This window comes from Spirosoma horti (assembly GCF_054776595.1).
In genome coordinates this window covers 485,701-502,055 of record NZ_BAAHBQ010000006.1, presented here as the reverse complement: position 1 = coordinate 502,055, position 16,355 = coordinate 485,701, and the positions used below count along the sequence as shown (strand labels likewise).

Below are 16,355 nucleotides of genomic sequence, written 5' to 3'. Positions count from 1 at the left end.
TCAGACGACCGTTTGCAGGGTGCGAACGATGGTGTTTTCGGCCAGCTTAATCTTGAACGCATTGTACTGATGGGGCTTGGCTCCGGCCAGTAACTGTCGGGCGGCCTCCCGGAATGTTGATTCTGTGGCGGGTTTGCCGACTAATTGCTTTTCAACATCAGGCATTCGCCAGGGTTTATGCGCCACTCCACCGAGCGCAATTCGAACGTATTGAATGGTGCCGTTTTCGACGGCCATTCGAGCCGCCACAGACACCAGCGCAAAGGCGTACGAAGCCCGATCACGTACTTTCTGATAGTGCGATTTGCCACCCAGTCGTGACGTAGGCAGATCAATGGCCACGATCAACTCGTTCGGTTCCAGTACATTATCCCGCTGGGGCGTATTACCCGGCAAACGATGGAAATCAATTAACGGTACCGAGCGATTGCCGTTGACTCCCTGAATCTGCACGACCGCATCAAGTGCACTCAGGGCAACGTTCATATCGCTGGGATTGGTAGCGATGCAACTGTCAGAAGCGCCCAGAATGGCATGAAGTCTGTTGAAGCCACCAAGAGCCCCGCAGCCATTCGGCCCGGCGTTGGCATCAGGATTACGCTTGTTGCAGGGCGTGCTGGTATCGTAGAAATAATAGCAGCGGGTCCGCTGCATCAGGTTGCCACCCATGGTTGCCATGTTGCGAAGCTGGGGAGAAGCACCGGCCAGCAATGCCTGTGACAGCAACGGAAATTGATCAATAACGAGTTTATTAGCTGCTACGTCGCTGTTTCGGGCCAACGCGCCAATGCGTAGCCCCGTCGCTGTTTTTTCGATGTTGTCCAGCGGTAAGCGACTGATGTCGACGAGAATATCCGGGCTTTCAACGCCGTATTTCATCAGGTCAACCAGGTTCGTTCCACCCGCGATAAACCGAGTAGCGGGAGCCGAGCTGACCAGCTTTACGGCGTCGGCAGGTTGATTGGCCTGGATCAGATCAAAATTCTTCATGACTGTTGCCCATTTTTTTGTGCCGACTCCACCGCGGCAACAATGCCTGCATAGGCCCCACAGCGACAAAGATTACCACTCATCCATTCTTTAATGTCTGCGTGCGAATGGGCATGCCCCTCCCGAATGACCGCTACCCCGGACATAATCTGCCCCGACGTACAAAAGCCGCATTGAAACCCATCGTGTTCCAGAAATGCCGTTTGTAAGGGATGCAATTGATTTTTTCCCGGTGCCAGCCCTTCAATGGTCGTGATTTCCCGATTCTGTTGCATGGCTGCCAGTAGCAGGCAGGCATTGGCTGTCCGGCCATCGAGGTGAATGGTACAGGCTCCGCACTGGCCATGATCGCAACCTTTTTTGGAACCGGTCAAGTCGAGTCGTTCGCGCAATACGTCGAGTAGTGTCTCGCGAGGCTCAACATCCAGTTTGTATGACTTACGATTAATGCGCAGCGTGATTGAGCGTCGACTACCTGGTTTTGCAGGCGTTATTGAGCGGGGTTCCAAGTTAGCTGGCTCAAGTAAGGGTGACATAAGTAAGGAGCTTGCCACGGCCGATGATTGCTTTAAGAACCAGCGTCGGTTTGCTCCATCAGTCGGGGAGGTGTTTTGCGTAGCCATAGCTATAAGCGGATTTAACCTGGTAACTGCGTGTTTAGGGGGAAATGTTTGATCAAACTGAGCCGATAATTAGGTAATGAACGGGTAAGGTCCCAATCTCAATAAGTCAGAGTATAGATTACTGGTAAGCAGGCAGGACTTGCGTTTTTTTGCCGCTCGATAAATAGGCTATTCATTGGCGATGCTATTAGTTGTATTGGTTTGATAATCAATGTCTTTATGGATAGATTGGCCTGACTTTTCAACACCGGATGCTTTTTTGAATGGTTCAAGTCGCCCTCGTTGTGGTACTACGTTAAAATCCAGCGATTCATACATTTATCCGAGTGCCTGGCTTTTGTTAATCAACTACTTTTGGCTTGGTTATCTGCGGGTTAGCGTATTGCTTCTGCCGGTTTCTTTCTTTCCATCTTCCTGAAAACCAAATCCAGTTCTCATGAAAATTATCAGCTTTACTCTCATCACCTGCCTCGTTGCCGGATCACCGCTATTCGCCCAGACCGGGAGTCTGCCCGCTACGCCCAAACGGCCGGTAACGGATACGTACTTTGGGAAAACAGTTGTCGATAATTACCGTTGGCTCGAAGATATGAACAGTCCGGAAACCAACAACTGGTTTAAAGCGCAGGGTGATTATACTAACGCTGTGCTGAATCAAATTCCGGGTCGCGATAAGCTGATCCAGCAATTTATCGACTACGATAAGCTGCTGACTGTGCGCTACGGAGAGATCAAACGAAGAGGCAACCGGTATTTCTACCGCAAAACACTGCCGAGTGAAAAAGCAGGAAAACTCTTCGTTCGGGAAGGGAAAACAGGCCGGGAAACCCTGCTTTTTGACCCGCTCGGGTACGAAAAAGGCAAAACTTACCTGATGACGGCCTTTACACCCAGTTCCGATGGCAAGAAACTGGCGATTGGTCTGCAGGAGGGTGGAGCGGAACTTTCGACCGTCCGAACGATGGACCTGGCGACAAAGACGTTTAGTCCCGAAAGTATTACGGCCGTGTTTGGCGGTGAGGTAAGCTGGCTTCCCGACGATAGCGGCTTTCTCTACACGCCCAACAACTCAATGGATACCAAAGACCCCCAGGGCAACCTCAATACGAAAGGGCGGCTACATAAGGTAGGGAATGATCCGGCTGGGAATCCAGACCTGTTTTCGATTGCGAAAAATCCCGATTTTGGCATCAAACCCGACCAGTACCCAATCATGTTCTATTCCGACGACCAGACGCAGGTATACGGCTATCTGGGTACGGTCGATCGGCGTGCTACAGCCTGGTTTGCGCCCGCTTCTGATGTGGGTAAGCCGACCATTGGCTGGAAACGGCTCTGCGCCGTAACCGACAGCGTGAACAGCTTCGTTAAGCTAGGCGATCAGCTGTTTTTGCAAAGCGTGAAAGGTGCACCGAATGGACAGATTCTGGTGACGGACGCGACCAGTCCCAACCTCGCAACGGCCACCGTGCTGCTGCCGGAAGGTAAGCAGAATATTACCCGTATGGCCTCGTCGAAAGATTTTCTGTTCGTTATCCTGAGTAACGGCATCAACGAAAAAATCCGGCAGTACGACCCTCTTACAAAGCAGTGGGCCGACGTGCCCGTTCCGGGTACCGGTACGATGGGAATCGAATTCTACGACGCACCCCGTTCCAATGATGCGATGGTTTATTCGACCTCGTGGAATGACCCCGGAACCCTGTACGACTACAACCCAGAAACGAGAAAGCTGGTAATCAGCCCGTTCCATGTGCCCATGAACTATCCTGGTGTGGCCGATCTGGTGGTGGAGGAAGTAGAGATACCGAGCCATGATGGAACCATGGTGCCGCTTTCGATCATTTATAAAAAAGGCTTGACGCGTGATGGTAGTGCGGCTTGCCTGATGAATGGTTACGGCGCCTACGGCATCTCGGGAACGCCTTATTTCAGCCGCCGAAACTTAGCCCTGCTGAACCGGGGCGTGGTGCTGGCGGAAACGCACCCGCGCGGTGGCTCCGAGAAAGGGCAGGCCTGGTACAAGGCGGGTTATAAAACCACCAAGCCCAATACCTGGAAAGATTTTATCGCCAGTGGCGAATACCTCATCAAAAAGGGCTATACCAGTGCGGGTAAGCTTGTTGGTATGGGCACGTCGGCGGGTGGTATTCTGATTGGCCGGGCCATCACGGAGCGCCCTGACCTGTTTGCCGCAGCCATCAGCAATGTAAGCTGCTCCAACGCGCTACGGATGGAAAACTCGCCCAACGGCCCCATTAACGCGGCCGAGTTCGGCACGGTGAAAGACTCCACGGAGTGTATGGCGCTCTACGAGATGGATGCGTTCAACCACGTAAAAGAAGGCACGAAATACCCGGCAGTAATCTGTGTTGGCGGCTGGAACGATCCGCGCGTGATTGCCTGGCAACCAGGTAAGCTGGCCGCAGCGCTGCAAAATGCCAGCACGTCGGGAAAACCCGTGCTGATGCAGGTGAACTACGACAATGGCCATTTCACGGAAGACAAAACCGTGGCCTTCCGTAATTTCGCCAATATGTTCGCTTTCGGGTTGTGGCAAGCTGGACATCCTGACTTTCAGCCCGCTAGGGAGGTAGTGAAAAAATGAGTGATGCCTAACCGGTAATCCTAGCGCCGGGTAGGTAAATGCCAAAACGTGCTTCTTCCTGGTAAAAACGACGAAAGGGTATTCCCCACCAACGGCCCTGAACCATGATTTTATCACCCCGCCTGTCGTTGATACTGTTGCTGGCCCTGGTTGGCCTGTCATACTGGAGTATCCACCTGATGCAGCCTCCGCCCGCCCAGCCTGCTACAATCCCACTGACCGAGTTTTCAGCCGAACGGGCCATGACGCACCTCCGGCAAATTGCCCGAGAACCCCACGCCAGTGGCACCCCCGACCACCCGCGGGTACGGGCTTATCTGCTTGCAGCCCTACGCCGACTGGGTTTACAGCCGCAGGTGCAGGAGGGCACGGTAGTTGTGGCGCCAACAAAGCCCTCGTCACTAGCGTCGTCGGGCGCGATGCTCCCTGTGGCGTCGCGGGCGGGGTATGTTTATAACGTACTGGCCCGGCTTAAGGGCCAGCAGCCGGGAAAAGCCGTGCTGGTGCTGGCTCACTATGATTCGCAGCCTAGCACCCTCGGGGCTGCCGACGACGGCGCGGGCGTAGCGGCCATTCTGGAATCGGTTCGTGCGCTGCGGCATGCGGGACCGCTGCAACATGACCTGATTGTTCTGTTTACTGACGGCGAAGAAAACGGGCTGTTCGGAGCCCGGGCGTTTTTGCGCCACCCCTGGGCAAAAGACGTTGGCTTTGTGATTAACCTCGAATCGCGGGGAAATCGCGGGCCAAGCCTGCTATTCGAGATGAGTGAGCAAAATGGCTGGATTGTTGAGCAACTGGCAAACGCCATGCCTCACCCGCTGACTTCCTCACTCATGTACACCATTTATCGGCTCCTGCCCAACAGCACCGACTTCACACCCCTGCGTGAAGCTGGCTATGCGGGTGTCAATGCCGCTTTTCTGGATGGCTTCGTGCATTACCACAAAATGACCGACTCGCCGGAAAATCTGGACCAGAACGGGCTTCAGCACCACGGCGAAACGATGGTGGCGCTGGCGAAACACTTCGCCAATGGTTCCCTTGATCAGGTACGGAGCCCCGACAAGGTTTTTTTCAATGGCTTCGGGACTTGGTTGATACACTATCCGATGGCTCTGAATTGGGTTTGGATGGGGCTACTCACCGGGCTGATGTTACTCTCGCTGGTGATTGGCTACCGGCAAAAGCAGCTCACCGCCGGTCAGGTACTGGGTGGTTTTGGCCTAAGTCTGATCGTACTGCTTCTAGTAGGGGGCGTCTGCTATGGCGTCAACCTGGGCGTAGTACGGGCCTTGCCTTACTGGCATTTCTTTAACGGAACCTATGGCGCACACCTGTTTTTTGGTGCGTATCTGTTGTTGACGGTCGGCCTGTTTGGGCTACTGGTGCGACTCTGTCTGCGCTGGATGCGGCCTTTGTCACTAATAGTTGGCACATACGGGCTGGTGTTTGTGCTAACCGTTGCCCTGATGGTCTACTTGCCTGCCGGTGCTTATTTTCTGCTATTTCCACTGCTGGGAGCATTAGTTGGTGGGCTACTCCTGCTTCGGCAGGGTCGACAGCAATCGCGCCCATCGTCGGGTATTGCCTGGCTATTATTGTTGTCGGCCCTGCCTGCGCTGGGTATAGTGCTGCCAATGGCCTACCTGCTGTTTATCACCTTCGATCTGCAACTACCGGTTGCGTCGGTGGTGTTGCTGGGCTTGTTGTTGCTACTACTGCTGCCCCTCTGGCTGGCTATTGACAGTGGCCTTCGGTGGCGTAACGTGTCGATACTGCCGATGGTGTCTCTGCTGTCAGGAGCTGCACTATTATTGTTCACCATTCGGCACGAAGCGCCGAGCAACAGCCAGCCCCTGCATACGCAGACGGCCTACTTTATGAATGCCGATGCAAAGCGGGCTTTCTGGGCCTCGTACTACTTTCGTACTCCCGATCCCTGGAACCGGCAATTTTTTACCAACCCGTCGTATGGGCCACTGACCGAAGTGTTTCCCAACGGCCACCTTGTCGACTATAACAACTACCTGAAGCAGCCTGCCCGACCTCTTGCCGTTGCTCCACCCGTGGCCGAGGTAGTGACTGACAGCACCCGCAATGGCCATCGCTACCTAACCCTGCGACTACGTTCCGTACGTGGAGGAGCGCATATCGAAGCTGCCCTGTTTCCAGGAATAGGTGGCCAAATTCATAGCCTCAGCGTCAATGGTGAACCGCTTGCGATACAGGCAGAACAGACGCCTGTTGGTCCGGCCTATGATTTATTATTTACGGGATTGCCTCTCAGTAAACAGCTTACACTGACCGTCGATGCTACGGCCGCGCAACCGATACGGCTTCGGCTCTACGATCAATCCATTGGCTTGCCAAACGAACTCATCCGAACGCCCCGCCCGGCATCAGTCATACCGGAGCAGGGCCGTCGGAGCAACACCACCGTGGTGGGCAAAATGTACCAGTTCTAATTTTATTCAATAGGGACGTCAGACATTATTTCTTGTAGCTTACCCGATAGATAATACCATTGTTGTCGTCGGAGAATAGGAGGGAGCCATCGGGCATGGTGGTGATGCCGACAGGGCGGCCAAACTGTGCCTGATTGTTATCGACTACAAAGCCCGTTACTAAATTGTCGATTCGGACGGGTTTACCACCTTCGAAATGTACCCGTACGACATTATAACCCGATGGCTGGCTGCGATTCCACGAGCCGCGCATCGTGGCAAAGGCGTCGTTCTGGTATTCGGCCGGAAAGCCGCTTGCCGAGTTGGCACTTGCTGTATAAAAAACCATGCCCAATGGAGCCGCATGGGCATCGTACTGTAAAACAGGAAGTGTGGTTTTCGCTAAAATCTGTGCATAGGTCGTATCGCCCATTGGCCGGGGGTGCGGGTTGTAGTTGCCATCGCCATAGATGTAAGGCCAGCCGTAGAAAGCGCCGTCTTTAATGACATTCAGTTCTTCTTTCTGCTGCTCGTCGCCCAGCCAGTCGATGCCGTGGTCGAAACCATACAGTTCCTTCGTTTCCGGATGCCAGCCGAAACCAATGGTATTGCGTAATCCTTTTGCGAAAATTCGACGGCCCGTTCCGTCTGGATTGGCTCGTAAGATGGTCGCATTTTCCGGGTTCGAGTCGGCGCAGGCATTGCAGGTGCTCCCCACCGTGATGTACATAAAGCCATCGGGTCCAAACGCAATCGTGCGGTTCGGGTGTTGCCCGGCGTCCGGCAAATTGCCAATCAATTGTTGGGGTGTGCCCAGCGTACCGTCGGCATTGATGGTTGCCGAGAATACTTCATGAATGGCGACCAGATACATTTTACCCGAATAGATTGTCAGGCCATGCACATCTTTGATCGTTGCGACCACTTGTTTCTGGTCGGCTTGTCCGTCGTTATTCGTATCACGAAGTAAGGTAACGGTCCCCGCTTCACGGCTTGTTACATACACATTTCCGGTTTCGCTGACGGTCAACATCCGGGGTTTGCCAAGCTGATCGGCAAATTTAGCGATACTGAAACCGGCGGGTAGTTTCAGTTGGGCTATGCGCGCGTCGGTGGCTTGCACCAAAGCAGGTTCGAAAACATTGCCCTGAACCTGGGCTGTGGTGGGTTGTTGGTTCGTTTCTGGAATCTGGGTGTCATATACCTCATCTTTGCTACAGGAGATTAATAAGGAGGTAGCGACTAGCCCCGACAGAATCATTGGTTTGACTACGTTTTTCATGTTGACGTTGGTTTTTAAAACTGTTAAGATTTGCCTTGTCTTCCTGATGAGAGGTGGCAGGCCATCCTTCATTAAAAAGCAATTAATATTCTCTGAACCTGAAAAACCTAGTCATGTTCAAGCTTTCATATAAAAAAGTAACCCCTTGTTTCAGACCATATTGAGCTAAGATTATGGGGATTTGGACTAATACTCTACAAAATCTGTGGAAAAACATAGTCAGTATTCATTAGCACAAATAGCTAACCGCCACACTATCAGCATATGGCATGGTTTTGGTTAATTCGTTGATCAAATTCAACGTTAACTCTAAACCAACAGATAACATGGCTTCTTTAGGATCCCAAATCGCCAATTTTTTTAGTGGTAGTGATAATGATACTCGGGAAGGCTTGAACGGCCTTTTCGTCAATGAATTGCGTGGTATTTATTACGCAGAGAAACAGGCAGTTGATGCGCTTGGTGAACAAGCTGATGCATCCACCACCGATGAAGTAAGAAATGCGTTTCTGCAGCATCAGCAGGAAACCCGAGGTCAGGTTGCCCGTCTGGAAGAAGTATTTCGGAGTGTCGGAGCCGACATCGACGATAAAACATGTGCGGCTATCGATGGACTAGTCGATGACGCTCAAACGGTAGTTGCCAGCACCGAACCCGGCTCTTTAACGCGTGATGCGGGCCTGATCATTGCCGGACAGAAAATTGAACACCATGAAATTGCCGCTTACGGGTCGGCTGTAACGCTGGCTAAAGTGCTGGGCTATTCGGATGCTGCCCGCCTGTTGCAGCAAACGCTCGAAGAAGAAAAGAATACCGACCGCAAGTTGACCCAGTTGGCTGAGTCATTCATTAACCAGCGGGCTGCTTCGGAAGATGATAATTCGTCAAATTCCGGTTCAACCCAGTATGCTGATCAGTATGGCTCGTCTGTCAATGCAGATGGTACCCGCTATAGTGACAACTCGACAACAGCAGGCTACGGTTCGTCAACTACAGGTACAACAGGGACCGGATACAATTCATCAGACGATAGTCTGCTTGGCGGTTCCCGGTCATTATAAGCCTGGTTGAATGGCGTACATACAGAAAAGCGGCACATTAAGATCTTGATGTGCCGCTTTTCTGTATGTATATCGCCTGTAAGCGAAGCCTTTATAAACTAGCTGTTGCTGGTCGGGTCGACCCATTCAGGATCTGGCTCTGTGCCATCGTTGTTGCCCAACGCGTCCCCATTGCCATAGTTGGACCGATCGACTTCCATGTTGGGACTGCCTGATGCGGCTCCTGTTCCATCATTTCCCGTGGCGGCTTCTTCCTCGTCGGTCGGTGTGGTTGGGGGCGCATTGACATCACCGGCCAGATCGGTCGGGTTATAATCCTGATTGATCAAAATGCTGTCGTCCGGTGTTTGGGCCGTTCCGCCAGTAGTTGATCCAATGGTCGAATCCTGATTCATGTTTTCCATACGTGTTGATTAGTAAGGGGGAAGTTATTGAATGCGCCAGCAGACTATTCGGTTAGCCTTTTGTGAATAATTCCCACAGGCGACTGTATAACTTACTGGCGTAAGTCTTTACGTCGAGGTGGGAAGCATGAATAGTAAATGGCGAAAACTGATTTGCCGACGAGGGTAATGGCTCGATTCGGACGGTTCGCCCCGTCGTCCAGGTGCCTGCCAGTCGTCGAACAGACCCCGTAAGCCGTAAGCCAGCATCAATCAAATCGGTCTGGCAGGTTTCAGGATGATGCGCCTGCGACAGGTCCTGCGAAAACCGCTGGAGCTGGTTCGCATCGAACCACGACAGTTCCGGCATATGCAAGTGGTTGACATACCGATCGTTGCGGCAAAGGAAACGGACCGAAAGTAGTGATTTGCCAGCCGTCCGGCGAGACGATACCTGCAAGTCGATTACCTCAAACGGGGCCGTTTGGGAAGCAGTAGAGAGTTCTATGTTCATAGCTGATGAAGGGTAAAAACAGGTGTATGGGTAAAATAAAACCTTATAATGAACTGGAGTCTGATTGTGCCTAACAACCGGATATCAAAGACATCGTCGCAGATAAACCCCGTAAGCAGCGGGGATGTTTTAATCTATTTTCATAGATTCTTATACATAAATCATTTTCCGGGTCATCCCGCCGTCGACCACAAAGTTCTGACCCGTGATAAAACTATTCTCGGGTGCGATCAGGAAGAGAATCATTCGGGCGATATCGTCGGCCTGACCAACCCGGCCGGCCGGATGCTGGGCATTATCTTCCGGACGAAGTTCATCTGCTTTTGCTTTCGCTTTTTTCTTTAATACGGACACGTCGATCCAGCCGGGACTGATGGCATTGACCCGCACATCGGGCCCTAAACTAACCGCTAATGAGTGCGTCAAGGCCAGAATGCCTCCTTTGCTGGCTGAGTAGGCAAACGTGTCCGGCTCGGATTGAAACGCCCGTGTAGAACCGATATTGATAATACAGCCTTTTTGGGCGGCTATAAACGGAGCGGTGTGTTTAGCGCAAAGAAAAGGGCCGGTCAGATTGGTTCCAATCACGCGGTTCCACTCATCCAGCGTTAGCTTGTCGAGTGACTTTTCAACCATGATGGCGGCATTGTTGATGAGTGTATCGATCTGGCCAAAATGGGCAACTGTTTGTTCCGTCGCTTTTTTTACGTTGAGTTCACTGGATACATCGCAGGAGACAAACAGAATTTGCGCCGACGAGGCTTTGAACGCTTCGCGAAGTTCGGCGAGGGCATCTGTATCAGCCTCCCAGATAGCTACGCGATAGCCGTGTGTAAGTAAATACTGTGCGGTTACACGGCCAATACCCTGACCTCCGCCAGTAATAATCGCTGTTTTCATACAAGTTGAATAAACGCATCGAACGACCAAACTACGGGCTTTTGGCAACACAACGCCACCTCAATGGGTTAACTTAGACGTAACATTATCGAACGGGCCGGGCTATTTTTGCTGTATATGCTTCAGATTGCGTTTTCGCCGGTATATCGGCTCCGGTTGCCTGAAGGCCACCGATTTCCCATGCTCAAGTACGAATTGATCCACGAACAACTGCTTTATGAGGGAACCTGCACCGAGGCTAACTTCTTCGGTCCTGCCCCTGTCGACGATCGTTGGGTATTGGGTGTGCATACGCCAGCTTATGTGCAGGCGCTGAAAAAAGGCACAGTTGATCCAAAAATGATGCGCCGGATTGGCTTTCCCCTGACGCCCGAGTTGATCCAACGCGAATGGATTATTACCCAGGGAACGATTGACTGTACGCAGCTTGCCCGGCGGGATGGTGTGGCCATGAACGTTGCGGGCGGCACGCACCATGCGTTTCCGGACCGTGGCGAGGGGTTCTGTATGCTCAACGATGTCGGCGTGGCGGCTCATTACCTGCTCGAAACAGGACAGGCACAACAGATTCTGGTCGTGGATTTAGATGTGCATCAGGGAAACGGAACGGCCTGCATGTTTCAGCATGAACCGAGGGTCTTTACGTTCAGCATGCAGGGACAGGATAACTACCCGCTCAAAAAGGAACAATCCGATCTGGACGTTAATCTGCCGTCCGGCACCACCGACGAGGTATATCTGAATAAACTGTATGATATTCTGCCCGGCCTGATTCAACGGGTACAACCCGATTTTTTGTTTTATGTGTCGGGCGTCGATATCCTGGCTTCTGACCGTCTGGGTAAACTCAGTGTGAGTCGGGATGGATGCCGCCAGCGCGATATCTTCGTATTTGAACAGGCGATCAACCATGGCTTACCCATTACGGTCTCGATGGGTGGCGGCTACTCGCCCCGCCTGACCGATATTATCGAAGCCCACTGCAATACGTTCCGGGTGGCGGCCGATCTGTTTTTTTAATAAAGAAGCGGTCGGCTGCCTACTGGAATGCCTGCTTTTTTTACTGAAGTTGGACTCTTGCTCAGCAAAATGGCAGCCTGTAAAATACCTTGATCAGGTATAAGTCAAGTCGCGGTATGGTCCCATAGGGACTTGATGTTTGTAGAAAAGAAAATTTCTACGTTCGGTTGAAGTCGCGTAGCGATCAGACAAAAGCATCGTTAGATCGCTACGCGACCGATGCCTGCCTCAAAACCACCTTTTCTACAAACATCTGATCGCTAACGCGACTCTCTCGATGGCGCAACTTGGCTTAGATATAGACACCTGGTAAGCGGATTACTATATTGTTCTATTTCACACTAATTCAGTTGTATCTTGCTCGCTCAAAAAATCGTCTACTGAAACGTAGTAAAACGGGGCATGGCGTTCGTTTTACATAGATCATGAAGCAAAATATCGTTAAAACCAGACTTAAAAATAGTCAGCCCGTACTGGGCGTCCTGTCTAATAGTAATGATCCGACCGTGGCCGAATTGTGCGGTTATTCGGGACTGGATTTTTACATGATCGATGGTGAACACAGTTCCGTCACGACGTCCGAAGTCCAGAACATTGTGCGGGCCTGCGAACTAAGCGGTATTACGCCCCTGGCCCGCGTTCGGAGCAACGACCCCAAGTTGATCCTTCAATTTTTAGATGCGGGCGTGATGGGCATCATGATGCCTGCCATTAGCACCGTTGCCCAAGCCGAAGCGCTGGTGCAGGCTGTGTACTATCCGCCCGTGGGCTCTCGTGGTTTTGCCCCCGTACGCGCCAATGACTACCTGCTGGGCAGCATGAACCAGGGAGAGTTCGTTGCGTTTGCCAATGAGCAGGTGCTGGTGCTGGCTCAAATTGAAGACAAAGAAGCTATCGAGAATCTCGATGATCTACTAACCGTAGAGGGAATCGATGGCTTCGTTATTGGCCCCCGCGATCTGGCTATGAGCATGGGTTACTATGATGGCCCCGGCCACGATGAGGTAAAGAGAACCATTGCCGGTGTCGTTGAGAAGATCAGAAAGGCCGGGCTAATTGCCGGAACCACAGCCGCCACCGGCGACCAGGCCAGAGCTCTGATTGATCGGGGCGTATTATTTTGCCTGAATTCATTCGCTGGTTTGCTAAAAACCGCTTCGACGGATTTTATGAAGGGGCGAGGGTAAGGAATGAAGAATGATGGATGAATTTTTGGTAGGAATGCTAATTATTCTTCACTCATCATTTATCATTCATCATTTTTTTCTACCTTTGCACCCTCATTTCCAATTTCATACAAACACATGTACGCAATCGTAGAGATCGCAGGGCAGCAATTCAAGATCCAAAAAGGTCGCCACATCTATACCCATCGGTTAGAAGGCGACGTGGACGCTGCACTTGCCTCCGACAAGGTGAAAATTCTCCTTGTTGACAACGAAGGAAGCATCACCGTTGGTGCTCCAACTGTCGCAGGAGCGGCAGTATCGGCTAAAATAGTCGAACACCTCAAGGGCGAGAAGGTTATCATCTTCAAGAAAAAGCGCCGGAAAGGATATAAAAAGAAAAACGGCCACCGTCAGTACTTGACGAAGGTCATGATCGAAGACATAACTCTCTAGTTTTTAGAAGTTTGTGATTTGTAGCTTAGCGTTCTCGCAACCTTAACCTACAAACCACAAACTACAAACTTTTTCAAAAAATGGCACACAAGAAAGGTGTAGGTAGTTCCAGAAACGGCCGTGATTCGCATAGCAAGCGGCTGGGTGTTAAATTGTTTGGTGGCGAGGTGGCCATTCCAGGCAACATCATCGTCCGCCAGCGCGGTACGAAACACCACCCCGGCAAAAATGTCGGTTTAGGTAAAGATTATACGTTATTCGCACTGGTAGCGGGCACCGTGAAATTCCGTCCGGGCCGCGATAGCCGCTCATACGTGGATATCATTCCGGCAGAAGCACCAGCAGTTGAAGTAGCTGCTTAATACAGTAGGCTTTTCTAAACCCGCTCAATGAATGTTGAGCGGGTTTTTTTGTGCATAAAAACTAAAAAAACACCACCACTGTTACGACTGTGCGAATACCACTTAACGTATCCGTAAACTGAAAACATTCTTGCCGATGAATCCTACGCTAAGCCGTCCCGTATCCATTTTTACGGAAGGAAGCCCCAATCCGAACTCCATGAAGTTCGTCGTTAATTTTGAACTTGTTCCGGAAGGACTCTCGTTCGATTACGCTACCCCAGGCGATGCCTTGCTCGACGGAAAAGCCTCACCATTGGCGGTGGCTTTGTTCGGGTTTGACTTTGTGCGCCGGGTGTTTATATCGGGCAACTTTGTAACGGTTACCAAAGACGACGAGACCGACTGGGATGATGTGCTGCTTGAGCTCAAACTCTTTCTTAAAGATTACTTTGGCGGGCAGAACCCCGTTTTCTCGCAACGTACGGTAGACACCAATACCACGAAGCTGGACATGGATTCGGAAACGGTCCAGAAAATAAAAGCGGTGCTGGACCAATACATCAAACCCGCCGTTGAGTCGGATGGGGGAGCCATCAGCTTTTACTCATTCGATGAGCCAAGTGGCACCGTAAAAGTGTTGTTACAAGGTTCCTGTAGTGGTTGCCCGTCCTCTACGCTTACCCTTAAATCGGGTATCGAAAACCTGCTGACCCGATTAGTACCCGAGGTTAAACTGGTAGAAGCCGAGGGCGTTTAAAGACCATAGCTTGCCGGATAGCCGGTACTCCTATACCTGACTGTCGTTCCCGTACCTTTTTCAAGTTACTGGGACGACAGTTCCTGTTTTAAGCGATGGCCTATACGTAAAACCTTCAATGGCGATTCGTTGTCTGCGTCGGAGAAAAATAGCCCGGTTGAGTAAGTGTCTAAAAACCAGGTTACTTACTGGTTCGCTTCGAACCGATAAATCAAAATAAATCTGGTTTTGGTAACCCAGGCTTGCTGAATGCCGTTTACTTTGCAGTTCACTTTGCCATTCAAATCGTAACTGCATGAAGTATTCGTTTGCTTTACTATCATCTCTACTCATTTCGACAACCAGCTTTTCGCAAAATTTACTTGGAATCTCCACCAGTCGGTATGGAGGAACCAACAGGCTTTATATAAATCCGGCCCTGGCTGCCGATTGCCCCTCTAAGTTTTACCTGAATGTTTTTACGGGCAATGGCCACGTTGATAACAACTACGTTCGGTATCAGGCGCCCTTTTCACTGGCCCGTTTAATTACGGGCACCGTACCATCCCAATACAAAAGTGCCGATGGGTCGATCAAATTTTCGTCGGATTACACACGGGAAATGTTGAACGGGCGACCTAAAAATGGAACGATCTGGGGCGAAGTGCGAGGCCCCTCTTTTTTGATCAAAACCGGGCAGAGCAGTGCTTTTGCGGTAACGACACGTTTTCGGGCCGTTGGGCAGGTCGTTGGCGCATCTGAATCTTTACTTTCTGCGCTTCGGGCGAGTTTGAGTGATGGAGCCTTTTACAGTGTTCCCAGTAACGATAATAAATTCAGCGCCAACACAAATACCTATGCTGAGTTGGGGCTAACTTATGCCGGGGCCATTCTGGAAGGAAACGGCCGGAAACTTTTGCTCGGCGCAACGGCTAAATTTTTACTTGGTTACAATGCGCAGCAGCTAATCAACCGGGGGTTGAATTACCGCATTGTTACGGACCCGACTAATTCAAGTAGTGCCTTACTGGAAGTCAATAAACTGGATGCTACGCTTGCTTATACAACCTTTCTGGAAAAGCGCAGCCTGAACCCACAGACGTTGTTCAACACGGCGGCACCGGGTAAGGGACTGGGTCTGGACATTGGCCTGACGTACGTCGATCAATATGACGAAGACAGTCCAACGTTGCAGTTGGGAGTTGCTATAACTGATATCGGTAGGCTGTCGTATACAGGACCAAAGTATGAGTACAACGATTTGGGGGCCAATCCGGCACAATTTAAAGGCAGTGATTTCAACCAGGTCAGTGGACCACAGGGTATTGCCGAGGTTATCCAGACAAAGTTGAATACGGGTCGAACGCCAGACAGCCAACGGTTTAACGCTGGCTTGCCTACGTCCTTAAATCTTTCCGCCGATTACCAATTGCCGGGTGGATTAGGTGTTAATGTGACGTATTTACAGGATATGCGATCGGTGAAGGCAACGGCCATTCATCAGCCATCATTACTGGCTGTCACGCCCCGGTACGATGCCCGCTGGTTAAGCCTGGCGGCTCCTATTGCCTACCTCAATGGTGGCCTAACCGCTGGAGCGTCGGTGCGGGTGGGACCGGGCTGGCTTGGTACCGACAACGTACTGGGCTTACTGGGTAGTAGTTCCAATAGCATCAAACCACGCGGCCTGGATGTTTACCTCGGGGTCGCATTTGGTATTGGTGGAGCCAGGGAGGAACGATACGATCGTTGACAGATTAATGCTGTTTTTGCGTAAATTTGATCAGGTGCTGCTTTTTTTAAGTCATTAGCCGCCCTTGATCAG

15 protein-coding genes are annotated in these 16,355 nt (G+C 51.3%); 9 read left to right on the top strand and 6 right to left on the bottom strand.

The window, feature by feature from the left end:
• Complete coding sequence (locus ACYVAM_RS20700) at positions 1 to 990, bottom strand: FAD binding domain-containing protein (protein ID WP_461070518.1); 990 nt, start codon at positions 988 to 990, stop codon at positions 1 to 3.
• The gene (locus ACYVAM_RS20695) at positions 987 to 1,613 is read right to left on the bottom strand and encodes a (2Fe-2S)-binding protein (protein WP_461070516.1); all 627 of its coding nucleotides are present in this window, start codon (positions 1,611 to 1,613) and stop codon (positions 987 to 989) included. Before ACYVAM_RS20695 ends, ACYVAM_RS20700 begins: the two co-directional genes overlap by 4 nt.
• A gap of 436 nt (positions 1,614 to 2,049) precedes the next feature.
• Here ACYVAM_RS20695 and ACYVAM_RS20690 point away from each other — a divergent pair, with 436 nt between their 5' ends.
• Together ACYVAM_RS20690 and ACYVAM_RS20685 are read left to right on the top strand one after the other, a co-directional pair.
• Positions 2,050 to 4,221: a prolyl oligopeptidase family serine peptidase gene (locus ACYVAM_RS20690; RefSeq protein WP_461070514.1), complete on the top strand. Its 2,172-nt coding sequence runs from the start codon at positions 2,050 to 2,052 to the stop codon at positions 4,219 to 4,221.
• A gap of 104 nt (positions 4,222 to 4,325) precedes the next feature.
• Complete coding sequence (locus ACYVAM_RS20685; protein WP_461070512.1) at positions 4,326 to 6,689, top strand: M20/M25/M40 family metallo-hydrolase; 2,364 nt, start codon at positions 4,326 to 4,328, stop codon at positions 6,687 to 6,689.
• A gap of 25 nt (positions 6,690 to 6,714) precedes the next feature.
• Here ACYVAM_RS20685 and ACYVAM_RS20680 read toward each other — a convergent pair whose 3' ends face one another.
• Entirely contained in the window at positions 6,715 to 7,950 is a 1,236-nt protein-coding gene (locus ACYVAM_RS20680; RefSeq protein ID WP_461070510.1) for a PQQ-dependent sugar dehydrogenase, read from the bottom strand.
• Positions 7,951 to 8,276: 326 nt separating this feature from the next.
• Here ACYVAM_RS20680 and ACYVAM_RS20675 point away from each other — a divergent pair, with 326 nt between their 5' ends.
• Positions 8,277 to 9,011: a YciE/YciF ferroxidase family protein gene (locus ACYVAM_RS20675; RefSeq protein WP_461070508.1), complete on the top strand. Its 735-nt coding sequence runs from the start codon at positions 8,277 to 8,279 to the stop codon at positions 9,009 to 9,011.
• Between the two features lie 98 nt (positions 9,012 to 9,109).
• On the opposite strand, the gene ACYVAM_RS20670 is transcribed toward ACYVAM_RS20675, so the two are convergent.
• From ACYVAM_RS20670 to ACYVAM_RS20660, 3 genes are all read right to left on the bottom strand, one after another.
• On the bottom strand, positions 9,110 to 9,415 hold the full coding sequence (locus tag ACYVAM_RS20670) for a hypothetical protein (protein ID WP_461070506.1): 306 nt from the start codon (positions 9,413 to 9,415) through the stop codon (positions 9,110 to 9,112).
• Positions 9,416 to 9,467: 52 nt separating this feature from the next.
• Positions 9,468 to 9,908, bottom strand: a complete 441-nt coding sequence (locus ACYVAM_RS20665) for a hypothetical protein (RefSeq protein WP_461070505.1) — start codon at positions 9,906 to 9,908, stop codon at positions 9,468 to 9,470.
• Between the two features lie 150 nt (positions 9,909 to 10,058).
• Positions 10,059 to 10,808: an SDR family oxidoreductase gene (locus ACYVAM_RS20660; protein WP_461070503.1), complete on the bottom strand. Its 750-nt coding sequence runs from the start codon at positions 10,806 to 10,808 to the stop codon at positions 10,059 to 10,061.
• A gap of 117 nt (positions 10,809 to 10,925) precedes the next feature.
• Between ACYVAM_RS20660 and ACYVAM_RS20655 the strand changes: the two genes are divergently transcribed.
• The 6 genes from ACYVAM_RS20655 to ACYVAM_RS20630 all read left to right on the top strand — a co-directional run bounded on the left by ACYVAM_RS20655 (position 10,926) and on the right by ACYVAM_RS20630 (position 16,283).
• Complete coding sequence (locus ACYVAM_RS20655; RefSeq protein ID WP_461070501.1) at positions 10,926 to 11,828, top strand: histone deacetylase family protein; 903 nt, start codon at positions 10,926 to 10,928, stop codon at positions 11,826 to 11,828.
• Between the two features lie 425 nt (positions 11,829 to 12,253).
• Entirely contained in the window at positions 12,254 to 13,015 is a 762-nt protein-coding gene (locus ACYVAM_RS20650) for an HpcH/HpaI aldolase family protein (RefSeq protein WP_461070499.1), read from the top strand.
• A 117-nt stretch (positions 13,016 to 13,132) separates the two neighbouring features.
• Entirely contained in the window at positions 13,133 to 13,450 is a 318-nt protein-coding gene (gene rplU / locus ACYVAM_RS20645) for a 50S ribosomal protein L21 (RefSeq protein WP_460935569.1), read from the top strand.
• An 80-nt stretch (positions 13,451 to 13,530) separates the two neighbouring features.
• A complete protein-coding gene (rpmA, locus tag ACYVAM_RS20640; protein WP_461070497.1) occupies positions 13,531 to 13,812 on the top strand; it encodes a 50S ribosomal protein L27 in 282 nt (93 codons plus the stop codon).
• A gap of 136 nt (positions 13,813 to 13,948) precedes the next feature.
• Positions 13,949 to 14,551, top strand: a complete 603-nt coding sequence (locus ACYVAM_RS20635) for a NifU family protein (RefSeq protein ID WP_461070495.1) — start codon at positions 13,949 to 13,951, stop codon at positions 14,549 to 14,551.
• A gap of 295 nt (positions 14,552 to 14,846) precedes the next feature.
• The gene (locus ACYVAM_RS20630) at positions 14,847 to 16,283 is read left to right on the top strand and encodes a DUF5723 family protein (protein ID WP_461070494.1); all 1,437 of its coding nucleotides are present in this window, start codon (positions 14,847 to 14,849) and stop codon (positions 16,281 to 16,283) included.
• Positions 16,284 to 16,355 lie beyond the last annotated feature (72 nt).

Excerpts from the sequence above, each read along its gene's own strand:
- ACYVAM_RS20695 (WP_461070516.1), bottom strand. The coding sequence starts at position 1,613 with ATGGCTACGCAAAACACCTCCCCGACTGATGGAGCAAACCGACGCTGG.
- rpmA (WP_461070497.1), top strand. The coding sequence starts at position 13,531 with ATGGCACACAAGAAAGGTGTAGGTAGTTCCAGAAACGGCCGTGATTCG.
- ACYVAM_RS20650 (WP_461070499.1), top strand. The coding sequence starts at position 12,254 with ATGAAGCAAAATATCGTTAAAACCAGACTTAAAAATAGTCAGCCCGTA.
- ACYVAM_RS20660 (WP_461070503.1), bottom strand. The coding sequence starts at position 10,808 with ATGAAAACAGCGATTATTACTGGCGGAGGTCAGGGTATTGGCCGTGTA.
- ACYVAM_RS20655 (WP_461070501.1), top strand. The coding sequence starts at position 10,926 with ATGCTTCAGATTGCGTTTTCGCCGGTATATCGGCTCCGGTTGCCTGAA.
- ACYVAM_RS20700 (WP_461070518.1), bottom strand. The coding sequence starts at position 990 with ATGAAGAATTTTGATCTGATCCAGGCCAATCAACCTGCCGACGCCGTA.
- ACYVAM_RS20675 (WP_461070508.1), top strand. The coding sequence starts at position 8,277 with ATGGCTTCTTTAGGATCCCAAATCGCCAATTTTTTTAGTGGTAGTGAT.
- ACYVAM_RS20635 (WP_461070495.1), top strand. The coding sequence starts at position 13,949 with ATGAATCCTACGCTAAGCCGTCCCGTATCCATTTTTACGGAAGGAAGC.
- ACYVAM_RS20665 (WP_461070505.1), bottom strand. The coding sequence starts at position 9,908 with ATGAACATAGAACTCTCTACTGCTTCCCAAACGGCCCCGTTTGAGGTA.
- ACYVAM_RS20685 (WP_461070512.1), top strand. The coding sequence starts at position 4,326 with ATGATTTTATCACCCCGCCTGTCGTTGATACTGTTGCTGGCCCTGGTT.
- ACYVAM_RS20630 (WP_461070494.1), top strand. The coding sequence starts at position 14,847 with ATGAAGTATTCGTTTGCTTTACTATCATCTCTACTCATTTCGACAACC.
- rplU (WP_460935569.1), top strand. The coding sequence starts at position 13,133 with ATGTACGCAATCGTAGAGATCGCAGGGCAGCAATTCAAGATCCAAAAA.
- ACYVAM_RS20690 (WP_461070514.1), top strand. The coding sequence starts at position 2,050 with ATGAAAATTATCAGCTTTACTCTCATCACCTGCCTCGTTGCCGGATCA.
- ACYVAM_RS20670 (WP_461070506.1), bottom strand. The coding sequence starts at position 9,415 with ATGGAAAACATGAATCAGGATTCGACCATTGGATCAACTACTGGCGGA.
- ACYVAM_RS20680 (WP_461070510.1), bottom strand. The coding sequence starts at position 7,950 with ATGAAAAACGTAGTCAAACCAATGATTCTGTCGGGGCTAGTCGCTACC.